Annotated in this window: 15 protein-coding genes; 14 read left to right on the top strand and 1 reads right to left on the bottom strand. The window is 49.6% G+C overall.

Annotated elements, in window-relative coordinates:
* The first annotated feature begins 11 nt into the window (after positions 1-11).
* The 13 genes from GJR95_RS04275 (at position 12) to GJR95_RS04215 (ending at position 20366) form a co-directional block, all read left to right on the top strand.
* Positions 12-1427 carry a RagB/SusD family nutrient uptake outer membrane protein gene (locus tag GJR95_RS04275; RefSeq protein ID WP_162384704.1) on the top strand — a complete coding sequence of 472 codons (1416 nt, stop codon included), beginning with the start codon at positions 12-14 and terminating at the stop codon, positions 1425-1427.
* A gap of 87 nt (positions 1428-1514) precedes the next feature.
* On the top strand, positions 1515-3281 hold the full coding sequence (locus GJR95_RS04270; protein WP_162384703.1) for an exo-alpha-sialidase: 1767 nt from the start codon (positions 1515-1517) through the stop codon (positions 3279-3281).
* A 2-nt stretch (positions 3282-3283) separates the two neighbouring features.
* A complete protein-coding gene (locus GJR95_RS04265) occupies positions 3284-5233 on the top strand; it encodes a LamG-like jellyroll fold domain-containing protein (RefSeq protein ID WP_232541076.1) in 1950 nt (649 codons plus the stop codon).
* 184 nt (positions 5234-5417) lie between these two features.
* A complete protein-coding gene (locus GJR95_RS04260) occupies positions 5418-6146 on the top strand; it encodes a D-lyxose/D-mannose family sugar isomerase (protein ID WP_162384702.1) in 729 nt (242 codons plus the stop codon).
* A gap of 25 nt (positions 6147-6171) precedes the next feature.
* Entirely contained in the window at positions 6172-7521 is a 1350-nt protein-coding gene (locus GJR95_RS04255) for a bile acid:sodium symporter family protein (RefSeq protein ID WP_162384701.1), read from the top strand.
* Positions 7522-7787: 266 nt separating this feature from the next.
* A complete protein-coding gene (locus GJR95_RS04250) occupies positions 7788-9170 on the top strand; it encodes a sulfatase family protein (protein ID WP_162384700.1) in 1383 nt (460 codons plus the stop codon).
* A gap of 118 nt (positions 9171-9288) precedes the next feature.
* On the top strand, positions 9289-10656 hold the full coding sequence (locus tag GJR95_RS04245; protein WP_162384699.1) for a sulfatase: 1368 nt from the start codon (positions 9289-9291) through the stop codon (positions 10654-10656).
* Entirely contained in the window at positions 10653-12299 is a 1647-nt protein-coding gene (locus GJR95_RS04240; RefSeq protein ID WP_162384698.1) for an arylsulfatase, read from the top strand. The genes GJR95_RS04245 and GJR95_RS04240 overlap by 4 nt, the downstream gene beginning before the upstream one ends.
* A 497-nt stretch (positions 12300-12796) precedes the next feature.
* A complete protein-coding gene (locus GJR95_RS04235) occupies positions 12797-13963 on the top strand; it encodes a pyridoxal phosphate-dependent aminotransferase (RefSeq protein WP_162384697.1) in 1167 nt (388 codons plus the stop codon).
* Between the two features lie 64 nt (positions 13964-14027).
* The gene (locus GJR95_RS04230; protein WP_162384696.1) at positions 14028-15602 is read left to right on the top strand and encodes a flavin monoamine oxidase family protein; all 1575 of its coding nucleotides are present in this window, start codon (positions 14028-14030) and stop codon (positions 15600-15602) included.
* Between the two features lie 101 nt (positions 15603-15703).
* Positions 15704-16723, top strand: a complete 1020-nt coding sequence (locus tag GJR95_RS04225) for a Hint domain-containing protein (protein WP_162391566.1) — start codon at positions 15704-15706, stop codon at positions 16721-16723.
* Positions 16724-16920: 197 nt separating this feature from the next.
* On the top strand, positions 16921-18129 hold the full coding sequence (locus GJR95_RS04220) for an acetyl-CoA C-acetyltransferase (RefSeq protein WP_162384695.1): 1209 nt from the start codon (positions 16921-16923) through the stop codon (positions 18127-18129).
* Between the two features lie 74 nt (positions 18130-18203).
* Positions 18204-20366, top strand: a complete 2163-nt coding sequence (locus GJR95_RS04215) for a 3-hydroxyacyl-CoA dehydrogenase NAD-binding domain-containing protein (RefSeq protein WP_162384694.1) — start codon at positions 18204-18206, stop codon at positions 20364-20366.
* A gap of 128 nt (positions 20367-20494) precedes the next feature.
* On the opposite strand, the gene GJR95_RS04210 is transcribed toward GJR95_RS04215, so the two are convergent.
* Positions 20495-21514: an AraC family transcriptional regulator gene (locus GJR95_RS04210; protein ID WP_162384693.1), complete on the bottom strand. Its 1020-nt coding sequence runs from the start codon at positions 21512-21514 to the stop codon at positions 20495-20497.
* Positions 21515-21757: 243 nt separating this feature from the next.
* Between GJR95_RS04210 and GJR95_RS04205 the strand changes: the two genes are divergently transcribed.
* The gene (locus GJR95_RS04205) at positions 21758-22156 is read left to right on the top strand and encodes a nuclear transport factor 2 family protein (RefSeq protein WP_162384692.1); all 399 of its coding nucleotides are present in this window, start codon (positions 21758-21760) and stop codon (positions 22154-22156) included.
* Positions 22157-22171: the final 15 nt, after the last annotated feature.

The raw sequence follows: 22171 nt of genomic DNA, 5'->3' as shown, positions 1-22171 counted from the left end.
TGACCTTACTCATGAAAAAAATAATCAATAGCACCCTGGCCATCACACTGGTCATTCTGGTTGCAGGCTGCACCGATGTCCTCAATCAGGTGCCGGTAAGTGCTCTGACTCAAAGTTCTTTTTTCCAGAATGCCGCCGACGCTGAAGCGGCTATCATCACCGGTTATGATGCTTTGCAGGGCGACGATGTCCGGCATATTGCCTGGGGGGATGCACGGGCTGATAATCTTCGGGTGCCGGTTAATGAAATTGGTATCACCGATGGAGGAGTTCTGGATTTCCAGAACGACAATATCAGTACCAGCAGTGGGTATGCGACCTGGAGTCGTTTCTATTCAGGAATTAACAAAGTCAACAATGTGCTGGCCCAGGTGCCGACCATTAAAAGTCCAACCATCACCAGCGTTCGGGATCGGATTATGGGTGAGGCTTATTTTCTGCGGGCTCTTAATTATTTCTATCTCGTGCGCTTGTGGGGGGCTGTGCCGCTGGTGCTGGAGCCAACACTTTCGCTCGATAAAAACTTGCAGCCAGCCCGAACACCTGCCGATAAAATACAGGATCAGCTCATTGCCGATCTGAAACAGGCCGAGAAATTACTGCCGGTTAGCTACGCATCGACGATTGAAACCAGGGGTCGGGCCACACAGGGAGCTGCTCAGGCTCTGCTGGCAAAGGTTTATCTCTGGCGGAGTTCGTACAATCAGACCAATGAATGGCAACTGGCAGCCGATTACGCGGCCAAGGTTATCGCCAATACAACCTATAGCCTCGTATCGGGAGCCAACTACAGCACCATTTTTAGGACGAAAAACACGAGCGAATCCATTTTCGAACTCCAGTACAATTACAACAATCAGGAAACGAATGGTCTTTCGGCCTATTTCCTGCCCCGTAGTAGTAAAGTAACGACGGGAGGAAACCAGACCGTGATTCCGACCCAAAAGCTGGTCGATGCTTTTGAGCCGGGTGATCTTCGAAAAGCGGCCAGTTTTTATACCAGCGATCCAGCCACCGATCAGTTCCCCAACCTGCCTACTGTAGCCAAATACCTGGGAACAGTGGTAGGCACCACCCGCTATAGCGACAGCAACCTTATTCTTCTGCGGCTGGCCGATGTGATTCTGATGCAGGCCGAAGCACTGGCGCAAGTTGGTCAGACGGCCCCTTCCATCGCGCTGGTCAACCGGATTCGGAACCGCGCCGGCCTGGCCAATACCACCGCTACATCGAAAGATGCTGTTCTGCTGGCCATTGAGCAGGAGCGCTTTGTGGAACTCTGCTTTGAGGGGCATCGGTGGTATGACCTGCTTCGAACCGGGCGGGCAAAAGCCGTGCTGGGCGTCGATAAAAAGGCGTTGATGCCCGTTTATTTCACCGAAATCCAACTAAATCCGAATCTGTTGCCTCAGAATCCGGGCTATTGATAACACGTAAAAAAAGCCCCTCTCCTGTTATAGCAAATCAGGAGCTATCCAAATGAGTAAGACTTTTCCTCTAAACCATTGCCTGGTATGAAATTGAAAGAAGCCTGTAGTACGCTATGGTTATTGTGTAGTCTGGTGACTTTAGGCCGTTCATTACAGGCCCAAACGCCTGATAATCGGGATATTTCTCTGGGCTTCTCCATTTACGAAAATGGCTATATGGATCAGCCTTACGTATCGGTTCTGCCGAATGGAAACTGGCTTTGTTTGTTCACAACAGGATCGGCCAGCGAAAGCAGGCCTGGTCAGCATGTAGTCGCAACAACCAGCACCGATCAGGGCCGAACCTGGTCGAACCCCGTTGATATCGAGCCCAGTACGGGGCCATTGGCTTCGTGGGCCATGCCGTATGTAACGCCTTATGGACGAGTCTATGCCTTCTACGATTACAATGGCGATAACATCAATTCGCTGAACGGCAAGCCCTTAAAACAAGTGGGCGAGCTCGGCTGGTATTGCTATAAATACTCGGACGATAACGGTCAGACCTGGTCGGAGCGGTACCGGTTGCCCGTTCGGAAAACGCCGGTCGATTTCAATAACGACTGGAAAGGCGAGGTGCAATTACTCTGGGGGATAGCGAAGCCAATTGCTGTAGGCGGAAACATGTATTTCGGTTTTACCAAGCTGGGTAAATTCCAGCAGGATCTGGGCGAAGGCTGGTTTTTCAAATCCGACAATATCGACACCGAGAAAGACGCCACGAAACTACACTGGCAAATGCTGCCCGATGGGGATCAGGGGCTTCGTAATCCGGCGTTTGGCTCTGTGCAGGAAGAGCAAAATATCGTTAGCCTCAGCAAAGGCGATTTGTACTGCATGTATCGGACTACGCAGGGTTTCGCAGCTCATGCCTATAGCCGGGATGGCGGCCATACCTGGACCATGCCCGAGGCCGCTTCGTATACGCCCGGCGGCAAAATCCTGAAGAATCCGCGAGCATGCCCCAGGGTGTTTAAATGCCAGAATGGAAAATTCCTGTTCTGGTATCATAACCATAGTGGCAAGGATTATACCGGCCGTAATCCGGTCTGGATCAGCGGAGGGGTGGAAAAGGATGGATTTATCCACTGGTCACAACCCGAAATCCTGCTCTACGATAACGATCCAAAAGGCCGTGGCATGAGTTATCCCGATTTGATCGAACAGGACGGTAAGTACTGGATGACCGAAACCCAGAAGATAAAAGGGCGCGTCCATCGAATTGATAACAGCCTGCTGGACGGTCTATGGAAGCAGGCAACAACGACTGAACTGACCCGAAATGGCCTGGTTGTGAACAAAACAGCCACCAAACCCAATTCGTCGATTCGGATACCAACGATACCCAACCTGAAAACCGGAGGCTTTAGCCTGGATTTCTGGTTGACCTTCAATGACCTGCAAGCGAATCAGATTGTATTCGACAGCCGGGATCAGCAGGGCAAAGGCGTCTGGATTGCTACCACCGACCAGCAAACCCTGCGTTTATCCATGTCTGACGGAGTTCGCACAGAGGGTTGGGATACAGATCCGGGCAGTTTACAGGTAGGTAAACCTCATCATGTTGTTTTTATAGTCGATGGTGCACCAGACGTCATCTCGGTAATCGTTGATGGAACGTTGTGCGATGGAGGAACTACTCGTCAATACGGTTGGGGTCGATTCAACCCACAGCTTGAGGACGTCAATGGAAACCGGAAAGCGCAGCTGGCACCCAGTCTGCACGGACAGGTCAATGCGTTGAAACTGTATGAGCGGTATCTGACCACCAGCGAAGCCGTCGCTAATTTCAACGCCAGTAAACCCCGCTAACCGTGAACTTACACGACAAAGACTTTACCCTAAAAACCGCGAATTTCATGCGTGTACTGCCAAGAAACGTATGTGCTTATCTAGCCATTCTGACAATTGTGACTACCCAATTTTCCGGGTCACTTTATGCTCAGGACAGTCGGCACATTACAACCGGAACCATTATTCCCGACGAGACGTATAGCGACCAGCCGTATATCGTAAAAACCAACGACGGAGCGTGGCTGTGCGTATTAACCACCGGAACGGGTCACGAAGGGGCAACAGGTCAGCACATTATTACGCAACGAAGCCTCGATCAGGGTAAAACCTGGATCGACCGGCGCGATGTCGAACCGGGCGATGGTCCCGAAGCGTCTTACGCGGTGCTGCTTAAAGCATCATCGGGCCGGATTTTCGTGTTTTACAACCACAATACCGATAACATCCGGGCTGTAAAAGGCGACAACCCACCCTATCAGGACGGACTGGTCAAACGGGTAGATAGCCAGGGCTATTTTGTCTTCAAATACTCGGACGATAACGGCAAAAGCTGGTCGGATAAGCGGGTGACTATTCCCATTCGTAATTTTGAGATTGATCGAAAAAACCCCTATCAGGGCAAGATTCAGTATTTCTGGAATGTTGGCCGGGCTTTTGTCGACAAGGGAGCGGCTTTTGTGCCGGTTCATAAAGTGGGCGGTTTTGGCGTCGGCTTTTTTACATCGAGTGAGGGAGCCTTGCTGCGTAGCCCTGATTTATTGACCGTAGCAGACCCAGCAAAGGCAACCTGGGGCACCCTTCCCGATGGTGATATAGGCTTACGGACTCCTCCCAATATAGGCGGACCAATTGCTGAGGAACAGAGTTTCTCGGTCCTGAGCGACGGCACGTTCTATTGCGTTTACCGAACCATCGACGGGCATCCGGTTTACACCTACAGCCGGGATGGCGGGCATACCTGGGATACTCCGCAGTATTTGCGCTACGCCAATGGCCGACTGGTCAAGCATCCGCGAGCGGCCAATTTTGCCTGGAAATGTGAAAATGGAAAATTTCTGTACTGGTTTCACAATCATGGCGGGCACTTCATCCGCGACCATCCGAACCGACGAACTATGGCCTACGAAGACCGTAATCCGGCCTGGGTTATAGGCGGTATCGAAGCAGATTCACCCAAAGGAAAAATCATTCGGTGGACACAACCCGAAATTCTGCTGTATGACGACGATCCACTGATTCGGATGAGTTATCCTGATCTGGTTGAAGACAAAGGGGCGTATTACATTACCGAAACACAGAAGGATATAGCCCGAGTCCATAAAATCGATGAGAACCTACTGACCAAACTCTGGGGCCAATTCGACAACCGGAATAAAACAACCGACCAACTGGTCGTCAACTGGGCCTATCAGAAGGGCAGCTTCCCCCAAACCGTTGCGGCCCCAGCTTTGCCCGAGTTTTACAAACGGGACACAAAAAAACTGGAGCAACCGGGCATGAGTGCTCCCAACGGATTTACCATCGATCTGGCGTTTAGCCTGAAAAAATTAACCGCCAACCAGCTACTGGCCGACACGCGCGACAGCACTGGCAAAGGCTGGTATGTACAGACCACGGATAAAAAAACGATTGAACTGGTACTGAATGATGGGCGCACGCAATCATCCTGGGCCTGCGACGAACGGTTGTTAACGGCGAATCAGCCTCATTACGTCAGTATCATTGTCGATGGAGGCCCAAAAATTATCGCCTTTGTGGTCGATGGTGTTATGAACGATGGGGGTGATACCCGGCAGTTTGGCTGGGGTCGGTTTAGTCCGTACCTGAAATCGGTGGTGGGTGCCCGGCAATTAACCCTGGGAACTTCCCTTGATGGGCAAATAACACAGGTTTCGGTCTATAATCGGGCATTAACCATTTCAGAAGCCATCGGAAACTATAACGCACAAAAAAAGCAATCGGACCATTAAAGCCGAAGCTCACCAAACGTACCCTTTAAATAGGTTGGCTTTAAGTAAAGTCTCATCGACAGACATGCCGGTTCTCTTCCTTAGCTAACCTTCTTCCCAATTTGTTTTTCATACCCTTAACCCCGTCTGTAGACGAGGGCAGGCACCGCTTTTTCTAAAAAATCACCTCTAACCAATAAAGTTTATGCAGTTAAAACGATCCATTGTTAACGCCAGCATTAACACGGCGAAAACTGTTATTGCTCATTTCGGGATGCATTTGCCGCCCTTCGCCCATTGGTCCGTTGAGCACTGGCAGCAAGTCGGAGCTGACTACAACGAAATCCGGGATTGCATGCTGGGATGGGATGTAACAGATTTTGGCAGTAAAGACTTTTACAACATTGGCCGGACGTTGTTCACCGTTCGTAATGGTCGGATGAACCTGGCAGATTACCCGAAACAATATGCCGAAAAATGGCTAATCGACCCTGAAAATCAGCGCGCTCCGGCCCATTTTCATCGTTCAAAACGAGAGGACATCATCTGCCGGGCGGGGGGTAATGTACTGGTTCAACTGACCAAAGCTGATGCCGAGGGCAATCCGTCCAACAAAACCTTTATAACACAGGTCGACGGGTGCTCGCGTCGGTTAGGACCGGGCGATATTGTTCGCTTACAACCGGGAGAAAGTCTGACCATTCATCCTGGAACCATTCATCAGTTCTGGGGCGAAGAAGGAACGGGCTGGCAAGTCGACGGGGTCGGTTATACGCTCAGTGCTGAGATTTCGAGCGTTTGCGATGACCTGAACGACAACGTTTTTCTGGTCGATTACGGCGTTCGATTTCCGGAAATCGACGAAGACGAAGCGCGCATCTGTTACCTCTGTCATGAATATCCAATGGCTTCAGCTGACCTCATTAGCCACTAGCTCGCTGGCCTGACTCCTCATTCCTATGCGTTTCTCCTCGATTCTGTTGACACTGGCTAGCCTGCTATTGCTGAGTACGGGTGTACTCACGCTGGCAGCTAGCCAGTTCCCAATTGGCCCACTGCTCGTGCTGGCCCTGGTTTTACTGGCCATCGCCTTTCGTGGCTTCGCTTCCCTGAAAGGGTTTTCGTATACGATCTGGATTCTGGCTGCGGTTAGTGTCGCTATGTTTTATCCGGCCTATTTCTTTACCATCGGGGATTTTCAACTCAAGCGACTAATTGTTCCGTTTGTGCAATTGACCATGTTTGGCATGGGTGCGCACATGAGTTTCGATGATTTCAAGGGGGTGATCAAAATGCCGAAGGGCGTCTTCATTGGCATCGGTTGTCATTTTATTATCATGCCGCTGGTTGGGTTTTCGCTATCCCATCTCTTTGATTTTCCTCCCGAAATTGCCGGGGGTGTAATTCTGATCGGGTGCGTGTCAAGCGCTATGGCGTCCAATGTAATGTCTTATTTGTCAGGCGCTAATCTGGCTCTGGCCGTCACGATTGGAGCCTGCTCGACCATACTGTCGCCTTTTGTTACCCCATTTCTGATGAAATGGCTTGGCGGGCAGTATGTCGAGATCGATATTGCGCACATGATGATCGACATCACGAATATGATTATCATCCCGATTGTGGCGGGGTTTATCTTCAATCTGTTTTACTACGCTCGGGAAACGCAACGGGCTAAAACCATTCAGCTCGTTGTGTTTGCCGGAATTATTGGCTTGACAAATCTGCTGCTTCAGCTCATTGTCAAACAACCAATCGGCCATTTCCTGGTAGCACTGGGTACGTCATTTTTCTGGTTTTACGGACTGCCTCTGCTACTGGCCATTCTACTTAAAAAGCGGTCAGGTATTAGCCGGGCGATGATCGAAACCTGTCTTTCGTTTGCCGCTATGCTGGGTATTGTGATCAACACAGTCATCATTACCGCTTCTGGACGAGACAATCTGTTACAGGTCGGTGGCTTGCTTATTATTACCTGCCTTTTGCATAATGTAATTGGTCTGAGTATTGGGTATTTAACAGCCCTGCTCGCCGGTCTACCCGAAAAAGATCGTCGAACCATTGCGTTTGAGGTGGGTATGCAGAATGGTGGGGTAGCCACGGGGTTGGCTTTGCAAATGGGGAAAGTCGCCACCGTCGGGCTGGCGTCGGCTATTTTCGGACCGTTGCAAAATGTAACGGGCTCGGCACTCGCCAACTGGTTTCGGAAAAGACCCGTGCAACCTACTCCGTTGCCACCAGGTAATGAATCTGATACAGCCGCTGCATGGACCGAAACGACCGATGTGCCAACAAGGTCCCCGATAAATTGAGTTTTACGGGCATCTCCGAATTACACAATTAATGAATGGCAAGGGAGACAAACCGCTTGCCTTCGCCAATGCCGACGATCAGTGGTCAGACCACTGATCGTCGGCATTGGCGCTTACCAACTCCGGGGTGATTGACTCCCCTCCTGCTTCAATTTAACTCTCGTCGCGGATATATATACCGTGTTGTTGCCTTTTCAGCAAAATCATTAAAGTCACTTTGATTTGGATAAATTGCAGAAATCCAATCTGAAATTGGGCCAGTAACCATGAAAAATATTATTGCTATTATTCTGCTGCTAATCAGGTTCGGGGCGTATTCATTCGCTCAACAGCGTCCAGTGAGCAAACCAAATGTAATTATCATTATGGCCGATGATCTGGATAGTCAGCAATTGAGTTGCTACGGTGGCAAAAATCTCAACACCACCCATATCGATAGGCTAGCAAAAGAGGGCTTGAAATTCAATCAGATTTACACCTCTGAAGCCATGTGTGTACCCACGCGCGCGTCACTGTTTACGGGTTTATATCCCGTTCGACATGGATCCTTCCAGAATCATAAACCCGTTTATGACAAGCTAAAAAGTGTAGGACACTATCTTGCCGATCTTGGGTATCGGGTCGCACTAACCGGCAAAGATCATAGCACCAAACCCAAATCGGTCTTCCCATTCGAGATTCTAAAAGGCTTCGAGCCCGATTGCGTATCCCCCACAGACGACTATGAGCTTGACGACGTAAAGCAATACATTGCCCGAAGCGACCAGCCCTATTGCCTCTTTGTCATGAGCATCAATCCGCACACGCCCTGGACCGTTGGCGATACGACCGAATTTGATCCGAACAAACTCATTCTTCCTAAAAACTGGGTCGATACCAAAGTAACACGCACTCAGTTCGTCAAATACCTGGCCGAAATCCGGCGGCTAGACAATCAGGTTGGCGATATTACCCAATTATTGAAAGAAACCGGTCAGGACAAAAACACCATTGTCGTCTTTCTGGGCGAACAGGGCGCCCAGTTTCCGGGTGCCAAATGGAACCTGTGGGATGTCGGCCAGAAAAGTTCGATGCTGATTAAATGGCCCGGTGTAGTAAAACCCGCTACCCAAACGGACGCGCTCGTTCAGTACGAAGACATTACCCCAACGTTGATCGATCTGGCAGGTGGAAAGCCAGTCGCCGGACTGGACGGCAGGAGTTTCCTGCCCGTCATACAGGGAAAAAGCAAGGGCTCCCGGCAGTACGCTTATGGCATTCATAACAACATACCGGAGGGCAATTCCTACCCAATCCGTAGCATTCGCGATACCCGCTACAAACTGATTCTGAATCTGACACCTGATCAGGCGTATTATAACCGCTTCATGATGAATCCCAGGCAGAAAGATCGCAATTCGGTCTGGTTTTCCTGGATTGACCAGCAACAAGCCGATCCGCGGGCAAAACGAATCACCGAGCGAATTGAGAAACGTCCCGCCCTTGAATTCTATGATACGCAGAGCGATCCGTGGGAACTCAACAACCTGGCAGGCGACCCAGCCTATCAGGATCGTATACGTCAGTACAACCAGAAGCTTCAGGAATGGATGAAGCAGCAGGGCGATGCAGGAGCCGCGATTGATATTGTGTACCCCAAAAAACCATAACGAATGGAGCGTTATTGATTTTTGAACCAGGCAGCAAGTTTAAGAACCATCCAAAACATTCCGTTGCCTATGAGTTCATAGTCCATAAATTCACCGTAGGTAAAAAAGCACTCGATTTATGATACAGGTTGTTCCTTTCCTCGTTTGCCTTCTGGTAGCGTTATCTGGTTTCTCGCAAAAAATAAAAACGCCACCCAATATCATCCTGATTCTGGCTGATGACCTGGGATGGAGTGAGTTAGGTTGCTACGGAAACCGTAACGACGGACCGCGCTTCAATGAAACCCCTAACCTGGATCGTCTGGCTGCTGGTGGGATGCGTTTTACGCAGGCATATGCCACCGCACCCGTTTGCACACCCACGCGCATTGCGCTCATGACCGGTCAACATCCGGCGCGCGTTGGCATCACCGATTATCTGGATGCCAAAGACGAAAAGTTTCTGTCGCCAGACTACGTAACCATCAATGAACAGCTTAAGAAAGCAGGTTACCATTCCGGCTTGATTGGCAAATGGCATCTCACAGGCGATTATACGAAGAAAAAAGGCGAACCGGCTAAACACGGCTGGGATGAAGTAATCTGCTCCGAAACAGGCTATATAGCCAACGGCGATTATGTTCATCCGTACTTTTTCATGCCCGATGTTCAGGCCAGAACCGAAGGCGAGTATCTAACCGACCGGCTAAATCAGGAAGCCGTTGACTTCATCAATCGCAACCAGAAACGTCCATTTTTCCTGTACCTGTCGCATTACGCGGTCCATACCAAATTGGCTGGCAAGCCAGCAGACGTAGCGAAATACCGACAAAAAGCTGGCGTCGGCACGAAACAGAATAACCCGGAGTTAGCCGCCATGCTGGAACGTATTGATGAAGGCGTTGGGAAAATCGTCGCTACATTGACCGAATTAGGTCTGAAGGATAACACGTTGATTCTGTTTACGTCCGACAATGGCGGTGAGCTAAATGTAACGTCGAACGCGCCCCTTAGGGGTGGCAAATCGGAATTATTTGAAGGAGGTATTCGGGAGCCACTCATCGTATCCTGGCCAGGGGTGATACCCGCAGAGACCGTCTCCACGCAAGTGGTCAATACACTGGATATCTACCCTACTTTACTGGAACTTGCTTCGATCAAACCAGCTAAAAATCAACCCATTGATGGTATCAGTATCGCATCTGTACTGAAAGGCACTTCGACGCCATTTTCCAGGACGCTCTACTGGCATTATCCGTTACCGAAGCCCCATTTTCTGGGTGGGCGCTCTGCCGGGGCAATTCGAATTGGCGATTTAAAACTGATTGACTACTTCGATAACGGCCAGATTCAGCTCTTCAACCTTGCCGAAGATCCTGGTGAGCAAACGGATTTATCGGAAAAGCTACCGGCCCAACGGACTCAGTTAGTTGCTCAATTACGGGAATGGCGCCGTAAGACGGCCGTCGATTTTTCAGCAACCACGAATTCTCCTGTCAAACCATGAAGAAAGTTCTTATCCTGGCAATAATCTCATCTGCATTCTTATTGCTGGGAGCAATACCACCTGGAAAAGTAGTGGCTAAAAAAAGTCCAGAGAAACCCAATATCGTTCTGATCATGGCCGACGATATGGGCTACTCCGATCTGGGGTGTTACGGCTCTGAAATTCCAACGCCAAACCTGGACAAACTTGCCAGTCAGGGGGTCCGATTCACCCAATTCTATAACACGGCTCGCTGTTGCCCAACCCGTGCATCGCTGATGACGGGCCTGTTTCAGCATCAGGCGGGCATTGGTCACATGACCAAAGAGCCAAGCAATCGCATCGACTATGACTACGGCGTTTATGGCTATCGGGGTGAGATCAATCGCAACTGCGTTACGTTAGCGGAAGTTTTAAAACCTGCCGGTTATCATACCTATATGGCCGGGAAATGGCATCTGGGTTCAGGTAGCCCTGATTTACGCCCACGCCAACGGGGTTTTGACCGATACTACGGTTTATTGGCAGGCGCCAGTAGTTATCTCGATCCTATACAACCACGTGGTATCTGGCTGGATAATGAACCGATTGACAAAGTAAACCAGCCCTTTTACACGACCGACGCCTTTACAAACCAGGCAATTACATTTTTAAGCGAGCAGAAAGACCAGCAGCCTTTTTTTCTGTATCTGGCTTTTACCTCGCCCCACTGGCCATTACATGCCTTGACGGAGGATATTGAACGGTTCCGGGGAAAATACCAGCAGGGTTGGGACGCTCTTCGGGAACAACGGCTCCGTAAACAGCTCAAAGAAGGCATTGCTTCTGAAAAATGGGGCCTTTCTGCCCGTCCGGAAATTTACCCGGCCTGGACTGAGCAGGATAGCACGAAACAACGGGAGATGGATTATCGTATGGCGGTTTATGCCGCACAGATTTACCGGATGGATCAGAATATCGGGAAGCTGGTCGATTACCTCAAAAAGGCGGGCAAATTAGAGAATACGTTGCTGGTATTCCTGTCCGACAATGGGGCCTGTCAGGAAGGAGGTGTCCTGGGGGGAGGAGCTCTGGCTGATATCAACGACCCGGCCAAAGGCGGTGCCATATCGTACGGGGGCGTCTGGGCGAATGCCTCCAATACACCTTTCAAGGGATTTAAGCATGTTTCGTACGAAGGAGGCATTGCAACCCCACTGATTATTCATTACCCTGCGGGCATGACAGGCAAGAAAGGCCGCATTACGTCGACACCGGGTTATCTAATCGACATTATGCCTACCTTCCTGGAGGCAACTGGAGCGAAGTATCCAACGGAAGCGAAAGGCCAAAAGATTCACGCAATCGAGGGCAAAAGCCTATTGCCGGTACTTACGAAAGGGACCCGCCAGCCGCACGAGTATATGTATTGGGAGCACGAAAATCACCGGGCCATCCGGTTTGGCAACTGGAAAGCGGTTGGGACCATTGGTGCTCCCTGGGAGTTATACGATCTGGAAACCGACCGAACCGAACAACACAATCGCGCTACCGACTACCCAGATCTGGTCAAAAAGCTCGATCGGCAGTGGTCTACCTGGGCAAATTCGCATCGTGTTTTCCCCAAAGGATCAATGAAAACGGATTTTACTAAAGAGTGGAATTTCGTCAAGACAGCGGATTAGTTGTTCAGCCGTTAACCCACTCTCAGCATTAAGCGGTATTGAGTGATCAGGTGATACCAAGATTGGCCACCCATTGCAATTTGTTTACAAAACGCTCCCGTTCTTTTTCAGGACAGGACATTTTCAAAAGCTCATTTACCAAAAGCTCCGACTAAGGCTTGGGCCTCAGCCAACATAGGTAGAGGACAGCTTTTTCAAAAGCCGGATCCGATAGTACAAGTACCTAGTAACGAGACAAACCGCCCATGCCGTTCACTAAATCATTCACGCAGGCTGGAAGCAAAACTGATTGACAGTATTCCTTTGGCAAATATCAAATTACCAGCCTATAAATTTTGCCTACACAGAATTTATTAAAATAAAATTAAAGGCGTTTTCGGATCGAAGATGCTTTTTTTAGGTATTAATTCGTACTTTCACAACACCCTATATACTAAGGGTTTACATTTTGCTTTACTTTTATTTTATCGTAGATAAATACAATAAAAGCCACTATCATGTCTTCACAACTTACTCGTCGGGACTGGCTTCGCGCCAGCGGTTTGATGACGGCCGGGCTCAGTCTGAGTCGGTTCGCTCCCGCTGAAGCGGCTTCGACCGCCGAACAAGCCCAGTCAGCATTCACGAATGAATTTGCCTTTACGACTCCACCCGACATGCCCAAATTGCGGGCACGGTTGTTCGCCAATGAGAACCCGCTTGGCATTGCACCCAGTGCTAAAGAAGCACTGATAAAAGCTGCCGATATCGGTAATCGCTATGCCTGGATGGAATTTGGTCAGCTGAAACAACTTCTCGCGGTCGATGAAGGGGTGAAGCCGGAAAATATTATGATGTCGCCCGGATCGTCAGATATTCTGATGGCCGCTGCCGACCATTTTGCCAAAGGGGGCGGTACTATTCTTACCAGCACCATGACCTATGACGATCTGCTTCAGCGTGCCGAAAAGTTTGGCGCAAAGATCAAGGCCATGCCCATGACGAAAGACTTCAAGTTTGATCTTCCTGCGATCAAGGCAAACATCACGCCTGACGTGAAAATGGTCTATATCGTCAACCCGAATAACCCAACCGGTACTATTATTCCTACGGCTGAACTGGAAGCCTTCTGCCGCGAAGTAGCGCCCAAAGTCCCTGTGTTCATCGATGAAGCCTATATTGACTTCTATGAACCAGCCGATCGGCCAAAACTTGGCAAACTAGTAGCTGATGGTCTGAATGTAATTCTGGCGCGTACATTCTCGAAAATCCACGGCTTCGCGGGTCTTCGTCTGGGCTACGCGATTGCCCAACCCGACATGTTGAAAACGCTTCATGCCTATACCAATGGCGAATTTGCGGTCAGCATCACGACACTTATGGCCGGAATCGCCAGCTACAAGGATAAGGACTGGCAGAATCACTGTCGCGCCGAAAATGCCAAAGCCCGGACTTACACCACCAAAGCCCTGACCGATATGGGCTATGAGGTAATTCCGTCATCGGCCAATTTCATCCTGTTCCCAATTCGTATGAAAACCAAAACGTTCGAAAACCAGATGTTTGCCAACGGCATCGGTATTCAAACGCGCGAGTTCAGCGGGCAGCCTTACTGCCGGGTGAGCGTTGGGACGATGGAGGAAATGGTCATGTTTATGGACGGATTCAAAAAAGTAGTGGGGTAGACTAATGAATACCCTACAATGGATTTATGCCTATCCATTGTAGGGTATATTATTCATCAACTGAATGACGAGAAGAGACTTTATTAATTCAACGAGTGCTAGTTACGCTAGTCTTCTGGCGTGGGGAATGCTTCAGCCCGCTCCGGCGTCGGCGTTAAATCTGCCGGCAAATGGTCGGCAGAGTGATGGAAAAGGTCGAAAAGTAGTGATTTTGGGGGCAGGTTTAGCGGGTATGGCTACTGCCTATGAACTCGGTAAATTAGGTTATGACTGTACCCTTCTGGAAGCCCGCTCCCGCTCCGGTGGCCGCGTCTGGACAATCAGAGGTGGTACTAAGGAAACTGAACTACATGGTGGTACCGCCCAAACCTGTTCATTTGAAGAAGGGCTCTATTTTAATGGTGGCGCAGCCCGAATTCCGCACCATCATCAGCTTACGCTTCATTATTGCCGTGAGTTAGGCGTGCCTTTGCAAATGTTCAATGGCAACAACGAAGCAGCTTACCTCTATAACCACGGCGGCACGGGCGATCTGGCAAATCGCCGGTTACGCATCAAGGAATACCACAACGACATGCGCGGCTATACAGCCGAATTACTGGCCAAGGCATTGGATCAGTCGGCGCTGGACCAGCAGCTGACCAAGGAAGACATTGAGAAATTGGTTGATTTCCTAAAAAACGAAGGTGATTTGAATACAGCTCACCTTTACAAAGGCACCAACCGACGCGGCTATAAGACCAAAGATCATCCCGGCGCAGGCCACAAACCCGGCAACGTTACGGATCCTTTCGGGCTAACCGATCTACTTCGTTCGGGGTTCATGCAACCGGTGTTCTATAACGTTGGCGACTATATTTACGAACAGCAAACAACGCTGCTTCAGCCCGTTGGCGGTATGGATGCCATTCCGAAAGCACTGGAGAAAAAACTGACGGGTAAAATTATCTTCAACGCGCCCGTTTCAGAACTGCGTAAAACCGAAACGGGTGTTCGGGTCGTGTATCAGAAAGACGGTAAACCGGTGGAAGTTACAGGTGAATTCTGTGTCTGTACGCTCCCTTTACCTATGCTGAAAAACATCGAATCAGATCTGTCTGGCACGGTGAAACGGGCATCTGATTTTGTACCTTACATCAAAACGGGCAAAATAGGTCTTCAATTTAAACGGCGATTCTGGGAAGAAGACGACTGGATTTATGGGGGTATCTCGCGCACCAACATGGATATTAACCAGATCTGGTATCCATCATTCGGCTTCCAGGGCAAAAAAGGGGTCCTGATCGGTTATTATAATTTCTATAGCCGTGCCGAAGCGGTAGGAGCGCTATCCGTTGCTGAGCGCGAAAAACTGGCCCTGACGCAAGGTGTCAAAATCCACCCACAATATCCGGCGGAGTTCGATAACTCGTTTTCACTGGCCTGGCATCGCGTACCCTATAGCGGGGGTGGCTGGGCTACTTACGACGATGCAACCCGAAAGAAATATTATCCAGCACTGATAGAACCAGATGGTAATATCTATTTTGCTGGCGAACACACAACCTACCTCACCGCCTGGATGGCCGGAGCGTTCACCTCTGCTCACCGTACTGTCGAAGCGATTCACGCACGGGTAGGCGAATACACGAAGAAATAATTTTGTCTGGGCTAAGCCGCTATGGCAGATTACTCCCACCTGACAAATAAAAAGTATACTTACAAAACGGGCCAAGTGGGAGCTTGACCCAACCTATTATGATGAAACACAACCTGCTCTCGATTCTTATTTTCCTCTGTTGCGCTACTGCCACGCAGTTGCTCAGTCAACGCGTTTCGGCCCAGACAGCCTCAACCGCCAGCGCATCCACGCCGGGCATGACCCTTGAGCAACTGACTGCCATCAAGGCCATAAAAGTTGCCAATCTGGATAAAGACACCTACTTCAAATCGGGTGGCTTTATTTTGGACCGTTACGAGGAACGTCCCGCCTATGTTTTTGCCTTTAGCGACGGAATTACGCGCAAGATCTATTTGTATAAGGTTTTTACTGCCGCTGATACGAAAGAGCTTGGCCTACTGGCCATTTACAAAAACGAGAAATCGGGCGACGTAAAATCATTCGTAATTCCCGGCGCATCGGCTGACCGCAAAGCATGGGATGCTTACATCGACGACCTCAAGTATGTTGGCGAAAAAGAGGCTGGCCTGATGCCAACACTCACCTTTGTGCTGTCACGTGAAATGGCCAGCCTACTATCTGGTGGCGGTGGCAAATCAGAAGAAGGCGACGGAAAGAAAAAGGAAGAATACAATTTCTGCTTTGCGCCCGACGCTCCCGTAACACTGGCCGATGGCTCTTCGAAAGCCATTCGTGACGTAAAAACGGATGATGTCGTATTGGGTTACGATGCGAAAACAAAAACCCTCACGCCTACCCGCGTAAAGAAAGTAGACGCCCACAACGGCGACTTCACGCTGGCTGGCGTGTGGCTCTCTTCGGTCAATGACCTGACTGCTGACAACCGGAATGCACTAACCGCGCCAACACTGCTTGAAGCAACGGCTAACCACCCGGTCCTGACTGCAACGGGCCGGAAAGCCCTGGGCGAGGTGCTGGCTGGTGAGATTTTATACCGCTACGATGCTACAACGACTGGCGTTTCAGCGTATAAAGTTGTTCGGGTGGAGAAATCCGTACGATCGGTAAAGAACGTTTACAACCTGTCTACCGAGTCGGGCGCCTACCTGATTGGCGAGACAGTTGTTCTCGACAAATAAATCAACAGGAGACTTTCTAAAAGCCCCTCTCTTTTTCGTATTCTGGATAACTAAATCAGAATACGAAAAGGAGAGGGGCTTCATTTTAAATGAGAAATTTGCATTTTAACCCAAACGAATTGCCGTATTCAGCTTTTGCCCGTACTTTTGCCGGATCAAAAACCAGTATGCAAGCATACTAATTTTTCGACAGGATTATGGCTGAAGCCTTCATTTATGATGCCGTTCGAACACCTCGTGGGCGAGGCAAGAGCGACGGTTCGCTGCATGACGTGCAGCCTGTTCAACTCCTTACGAGTGTCCTGCGCGAACTCCGCGACCGCAACCAACTCGATACGTCGCTCGTCGACGATGTCATTATGGGTTGTGTTACTCCCATCGGTGAGCAAGGTGCCGACATTGCCCGTACAGCCGCCCTCGAAGCCGGATACGATGAGTCAGTTGCGGGTGTTCAGCTCAACAGGTTCTGCTCGTCGGGGCTGGAGGCTATCAATATGGCCGGAGCTTATGTCATGTCGGGGCAAGTCGATGCTATTGTAGCCGGTGGCGTCGAATCGATGTCACGAGTGCCAATGGGTTCCGACGGGGGTGCGTTGTTCATGAATCCGCTGATTGTGGCTCGTCATCACATTGTACCACAAGGCATTTCTGCCGACCTCATAGCCACTAAATACGGTTATTCGCGTTCCGACGTCGATGCATTCGCGGCTGAGTCATACCGCCGGGCGGTGGAAGCACAGGCTGATAATCGATTTCATAAGACACTCGTGCCAATCAAAGATGAGATTGGTATCACTGTTCTTGATCGAGATGAAGGCGTCAGGCCCGGCACAACGACCGAGAGTCTGGGTAAACTCAAACCCGCTTTCGAAACCATGGGCCAAATGGGTCTAGATGCCCTTGCACTACTCAAATATGCCCAATTCGATAAAATCAATCACGTACATCATGCCGGTAATTCCTCTCAGATTGTCGATGGAGCCGCCGGTGTCCTGATTGGTAGCAAAGCCTTTGGCGAACAATCGGGCCTGAAGCCACGCGCTCGCATTAAAGCCTTTGCCATTGTCGGTTCTGAACCAACCATCATGCTCACGGGTCCAATTCCGGCTACCCGCAAAGTGCTCAAACGAGCGGGTATGAGCATCAGTGATATTGATCTGTTCGAAGTCAACGAAGCCTTTGCGGCTATACCGCTGCTCTTCATGGACGAATTATCCGTCGATCATAGTCAGTTGAATGTCAACGGTGGCGCTATAGCCTTAGGCCATCCATTAGGCGCAACCGGAGCCATTATTTCGGCTACGCTCATTGATGAACTGGAACGTTCCGGCAAACAGTTTGGTCTCTCAACGCTTTGCATCGGTGGTGGTATGGGCATTGCAACGATTTTCGAACGAGTTAATTAATTAAGAATGAAGCGTGTAGACTAGGTTATGACAAGTCTACACGCTTCATTCTTAATCTTCATGCTTAGCTAGACATGATAAAATACAGCGTTGACCAGAACGTGGCTATCATTTCGTGGGAAATGACGTCAACTCCAATGAACGTCCTCAACGACGAATCAATACCTCAGTTTGAAGCGGCTTTACAACAGGCATTTACCGACGACTCAGTGAAAGGTATTATCATCACATCGGCCAAACCCGAGTTTGTGGCAGGTGCCGATCTGAAAATGATCCTTCGCAACAATGATAAAGAACCAGCCCAGATGCTGAAAGTCTCGTCGGAGTTGAACCGCGTGTTTCGTCGTATCGAAACGTCGGGTAAGCCAACCGTTGCGGCTATCAATGGTACAGCGCTCGGAGGAGGTTACGAGATCTGTCTGGCCTGTCACTACCGCGTGGTACTAAACAATCCGAAGACATTAATTGGTTTAGTCGAAGTGACCATCGGCTTGTTACCCGGCGCAGGGGGTACGCAACGGCTTCCCCGTATGATTGGCATACAGGCGGCACTACCATTGATTCTGGAAGGCAAAAAAGTAGGTGTTCAGGAGGCAAAAAAACTCGGCATGGTCGACGACATTGCCGACAGCCCGGCCGAAATGCTTGCGAAGGCACATGCCTGGATTGCTGCTAACCCCAACCCACTCAAACCCTGGGATGAAATCGATCGCAAGACAGGCAAGATTGTCGGTAAAGACAACTTCAAGGTTCCGGGTGGTAATGTTCAGAGTATTGTTGGCGTACAGACATTTAGTGCAGGAACGGCCATGCTGATGGATAAAACCAAAGGCAATTACCCCGCTCCACTCGAAATCATGGCTTGCGTATATGAAGGCTTACAGGTCAATATTGACCGAGCTTTAGCGATCGAAGCCAGGCATTTTGTGAAGGTAGCCACATCAAAAGTAGCCAGGAATCTTATCCAGACGATGTTTCTGGGAATGAACGAAGCGAATAAAGGAGCCAGCCGCCCCAAAGACATACCCAAAACAGACGTTAAGAAACTGGGTATTCTGGGAGCAGGTATGATGGGAGCAGGCATTGCCTATGTAGCTGCACAGGCAGGCATCGAAGTCATTCTTAAAGATGTATCGGTTGAAGCCGCCGAAAAGGGTAAGGATTACTCGCGAAGTCTGCTAAAAAAAGGCGTTGAACGTGGCAAAATAGACCCGCTGAAAGTTGACGGAATCCTTAATCTGATCCAACCCTCTGCCAATGTTCAGGACTTACAGGGGTGTGACCTCATCATTGAGGCTGTGTTTGAGAACCGCGACTTAAAAGCGCAGGTAACGAAAGAAGCTGAACCTATGCTGGTCGCTACTAATAATCCAGCTGGGGGAGTCTTTGGTTCTAATACATCTACCTTACCGATCAGCGGGTTGGCTCAGGCATCCGCCAACCCAGCCAATTTCATCGGTATTCATTTCTTCTCGCCCGTCGATAAAATGATGCTCGTTGAGATCATTATGACTAAGCAAACGTCCGATTACGCACTGGCCGTTGCCATCGATTTCACCCGAAAAATCCGAAAAACGCCAATTGTGGTCAATGATTCACGGGGGTTCTATACGTCGCGCTGTTTCGGTACGTATTCGAGCGAAGGGATGGAGCTGCTCAAAGATGGTGTTAATCCAATCCTGATCGAAAATGGCGGAAAAGATGCCGGGATGCCTGTCGGACCGCTGGCCGTTACGGATGAAGTTTCCCTGGATCTGGTCTACAAAATTGCAGGTCAGGGTATAAAAGACGGATTCTTAAGCGAAGATGACACGAGTTATCAGATTGCAAAGCAGTTTGTTAACCTAGGACGGTCTGGCAAAAAAGCGAAAGCCGGATTCTATGACTATCCGGAAGGAGAGCCAAAGCAGATTTGGTCTGGTCTAACCGATTTGTTTCCGCTGGCCGATCAGCAACCCTCGCTCGATGAAGTAAAAACCCGTTTACTCTACCGCCAGGTTATTGAAGCCGTACGGTGTTTTGAAGAAAACGTTGTCCGGACGAAGTTAGATGCCGATCTGGGGTCAATTCTGGCGTGGGGATTCCCGGCCTATACGGGTGGAGCTTTGTCGTTTGTTGACTTCGTGGGTATCGACACATTCATAAAAACCTGCGATCGACTCGCCGAGCAGTATGGCGAACGTTTCCGCCCGACGGCGAAATTGCGCGAACGCGCAGAGCAGCAGGAATTGGTTTAGTATCCGATTAACAATTCTCTAAAGCCGATTTTGTAGTGCAACGGTTTATACTCGCCGTCTCTATCAATAGGTCGTCATCTATCGGTAGAGACGGTGGGTTACGGCTACGACGGTCAGCTTACCCGCTATTAAACCTGCTTTATTTCCCGTTGATAACTGACCGGCGTTGTCCCTGTCCAGCGCCGGAACGCCCGATTGAACGCACTCAACTCGTTATAGCCCAGTATATACGACACTTCTTTGACGGGGTACTGACCCGATTGCAGATAGTGCAGGGCTAAGGATTTTCGGATTGAATCGGTCAGTTGCTGATACGTTACGCCCTCTTCCTGTAGTTTTCGCTGCAAACTCCGACTACTAACATTTAAATTGGCCGCAATGGCGTCAAGGGTAGGAACGCCCAGATAAGCATTCGCAAGCAGGAATTTATTGATTCGCTCACTGAGTGCTTTTGTATTCGTGAACGCATCATTCATGGCACTCACCTTCCGGAGCAGTAATCCCTGTAATTCATAATCAGCCGTCAGAATAGGCTCATCCCAGTATTTATGATCAAACTCGATCAGATACTCACTACTGTTCTGAATTGACCGACAACGCAACACCCGTTCGTATTCCGGCAAATCAGGGCCTTCAACCGGAAGCATTACCCGAATCGGCTGCATTTTACGCAGAATCAGACCATCGACCTCGTGAAGCGTAAAGGCCATAAAAAAGTCCATTTTCTGCCGAAAAGCGACCGGCGATTCACGTCGACGTTCTTCGTTCGGAATAAACCGAATGGCAACCGACTGATTGGACTGATCCAGTTCCATCACGAATGCGTCTGTAATCAAATGGGCAAAGGCAACAGCGTGAGTCAGTGCTTCGCCAATGGTGCGGCTATGCCGGATTAGCTCGCCTACAACCCCCAACGCAGCCGCCTGCAATGACTCGCCAAAATGAAGACCAAACAAGGGATCATGACTCAGTTCAATGGCATTGAGCCAGAGTTTATTAACCTGTACAGTAGTTAGTTGGTCTTTTGTTTCGCTTCGCAAATCATCTATTTCCAGCCCTGATCGACTGCATAAATCATCGACAGATGTATTCTTCTGAACGGCATAGGCCAGCAGATTGAGCGCCAAAAGTTTCTGATAGTCTTGCATGAAGTAAAGTTACTGAAATATCTGACCATGAATTTCCTGGTGTCGTGAAATGGTAATTGGTTGGCGTTTGAAGGTAAAACATGCCCCTAAAGGCCCCGATACCTTTGTCAAAAAAACGACATGAAAACAATCGTCCTTGCGCTAATGATCGCTCTAAGTCACTCCGCAACTCCTCAGTCAACTAATAACAATCCAACTAAATCCGGTCGTCAGATGACCACAAACCAATCAAACAAAAAAGCCATGGAAACACAATCAATGCAGGTAGTGAGTGATTTTTTAACCGCCGTTCAGCAGGGAAATCAGGCAAAACTGGCGTCATCTTTACACCCAGATATCGAATGGAGTCAGCCCGGCAACAACCGCTTCTCCGGCACAAAAAAATCGAGTGCAGAGGTTTTCAAGATGGTAGGTGGCATGTTTGACGTATCATCCAACACACTGGCATTGACCGATGTGAAGGTTCTTACGGCTAACGGAAATAGCGTTGCCTGCCTGGTACACTGGAAAGCGGTTCAGCCTAACGGCGGCATACTCGATGTCGATAACATTGACGTTTATACCGTTGAAAATGGCCAGATTACCAGGGCTAAAGTATACTCTGCAGATGTAGCGCACGAAGATGAATTCTGGCTCAAGTAAGCGGGTATAATTGCA

The organism is Spirosoma endbachense (assembly GCF_010233585.1).
Classification (GTDB): domain Bacteria; phylum Bacteroidota; class Bacteroidia; order Cytophagales; family Spirosomataceae; genus Spirosoma; species Spirosoma endbachense.
This window is presented reverse-complemented; position numbering and strand designations above follow the sequence as displayed.

Excerpts from the sequence above, each read along its gene's own strand:
- GJR95_RS04275 (WP_162384704.1), top strand. The coding sequence starts at position 12 with ATGAAAAAAATAATCAATAGCACCCTGGCCATCACACTGGTCATTCTG.
- GJR95_RS04270 (WP_162384703.1), top strand. The coding sequence starts at position 1,515 with ATGAAATTGAAAGAAGCCTGTAGTACGCTATGGTTATTGTGTAGTCTG.
- GJR95_RS04260 (WP_162384702.1), top strand. The coding sequence starts at position 5,418 with ATGCAGTTAAAACGATCCATTGTTAACGCCAGCATTAACACGGCGAAA.
- GJR95_RS04255 (WP_162384701.1), top strand. The coding sequence starts at position 6,172 with ATGCGTTTCTCCTCGATTCTGTTGACACTGGCTAGCCTGCTATTGCTG.
- GJR95_RS04250 (WP_162384700.1), top strand. The coding sequence starts at position 7,788 with ATGAAAAATATTATTGCTATTATTCTGCTGCTAATCAGGTTCGGGGCG.
- GJR95_RS04245 (WP_162384699.1), top strand. The coding sequence starts at position 9,289 with ATGATACAGGTTGTTCCTTTCCTCGTTTGCCTTCTGGTAGCGTTATCT.
- GJR95_RS04240 (WP_162384698.1), top strand. The coding sequence starts at position 10,653 with ATGAAGAAAGTTCTTATCCTGGCAATAATCTCATCTGCATTCTTATTG.
- GJR95_RS04235 (WP_162384697.1), top strand. The coding sequence starts at position 12,797 with ATGTCTTCACAACTTACTCGTCGGGACTGGCTTCGCGCCAGCGGTTTG.
- GJR95_RS04230 (WP_162384696.1), top strand. The coding sequence starts at position 14,028 with ATGACGAGAAGAGACTTTATTAATTCAACGAGTGCTAGTTACGCTAGT.
- GJR95_RS04225 (WP_162391566.1), top strand. The coding sequence starts at position 15,704 with ATGAAACACAACCTGCTCTCGATTCTTATTTTCCTCTGTTGCGCTACT.
- GJR95_RS04220 (WP_162384695.1), top strand. The coding sequence starts at position 16,921 with ATGGCTGAAGCCTTCATTTATGATGCCGTTCGAACACCTCGTGGGCGA.
- GJR95_RS04215 (WP_162384694.1), top strand. The coding sequence starts at position 18,204 with ATGATAAAATACAGCGTTGACCAGAACGTGGCTATCATTTCGTGGGAA.
- GJR95_RS04210 (WP_162384693.1), bottom strand. The coding sequence starts at position 21,514 with ATGCAAGACTATCAGAAACTTTTGGCGCTCAATCTGCTGGCCTATGCC.
- GJR95_RS04205 (WP_162384692.1), top strand. The coding sequence starts at position 21,758 with ATGGAAACACAATCAATGCAGGTAGTGAGTGATTTTTTAACCGCCGTT.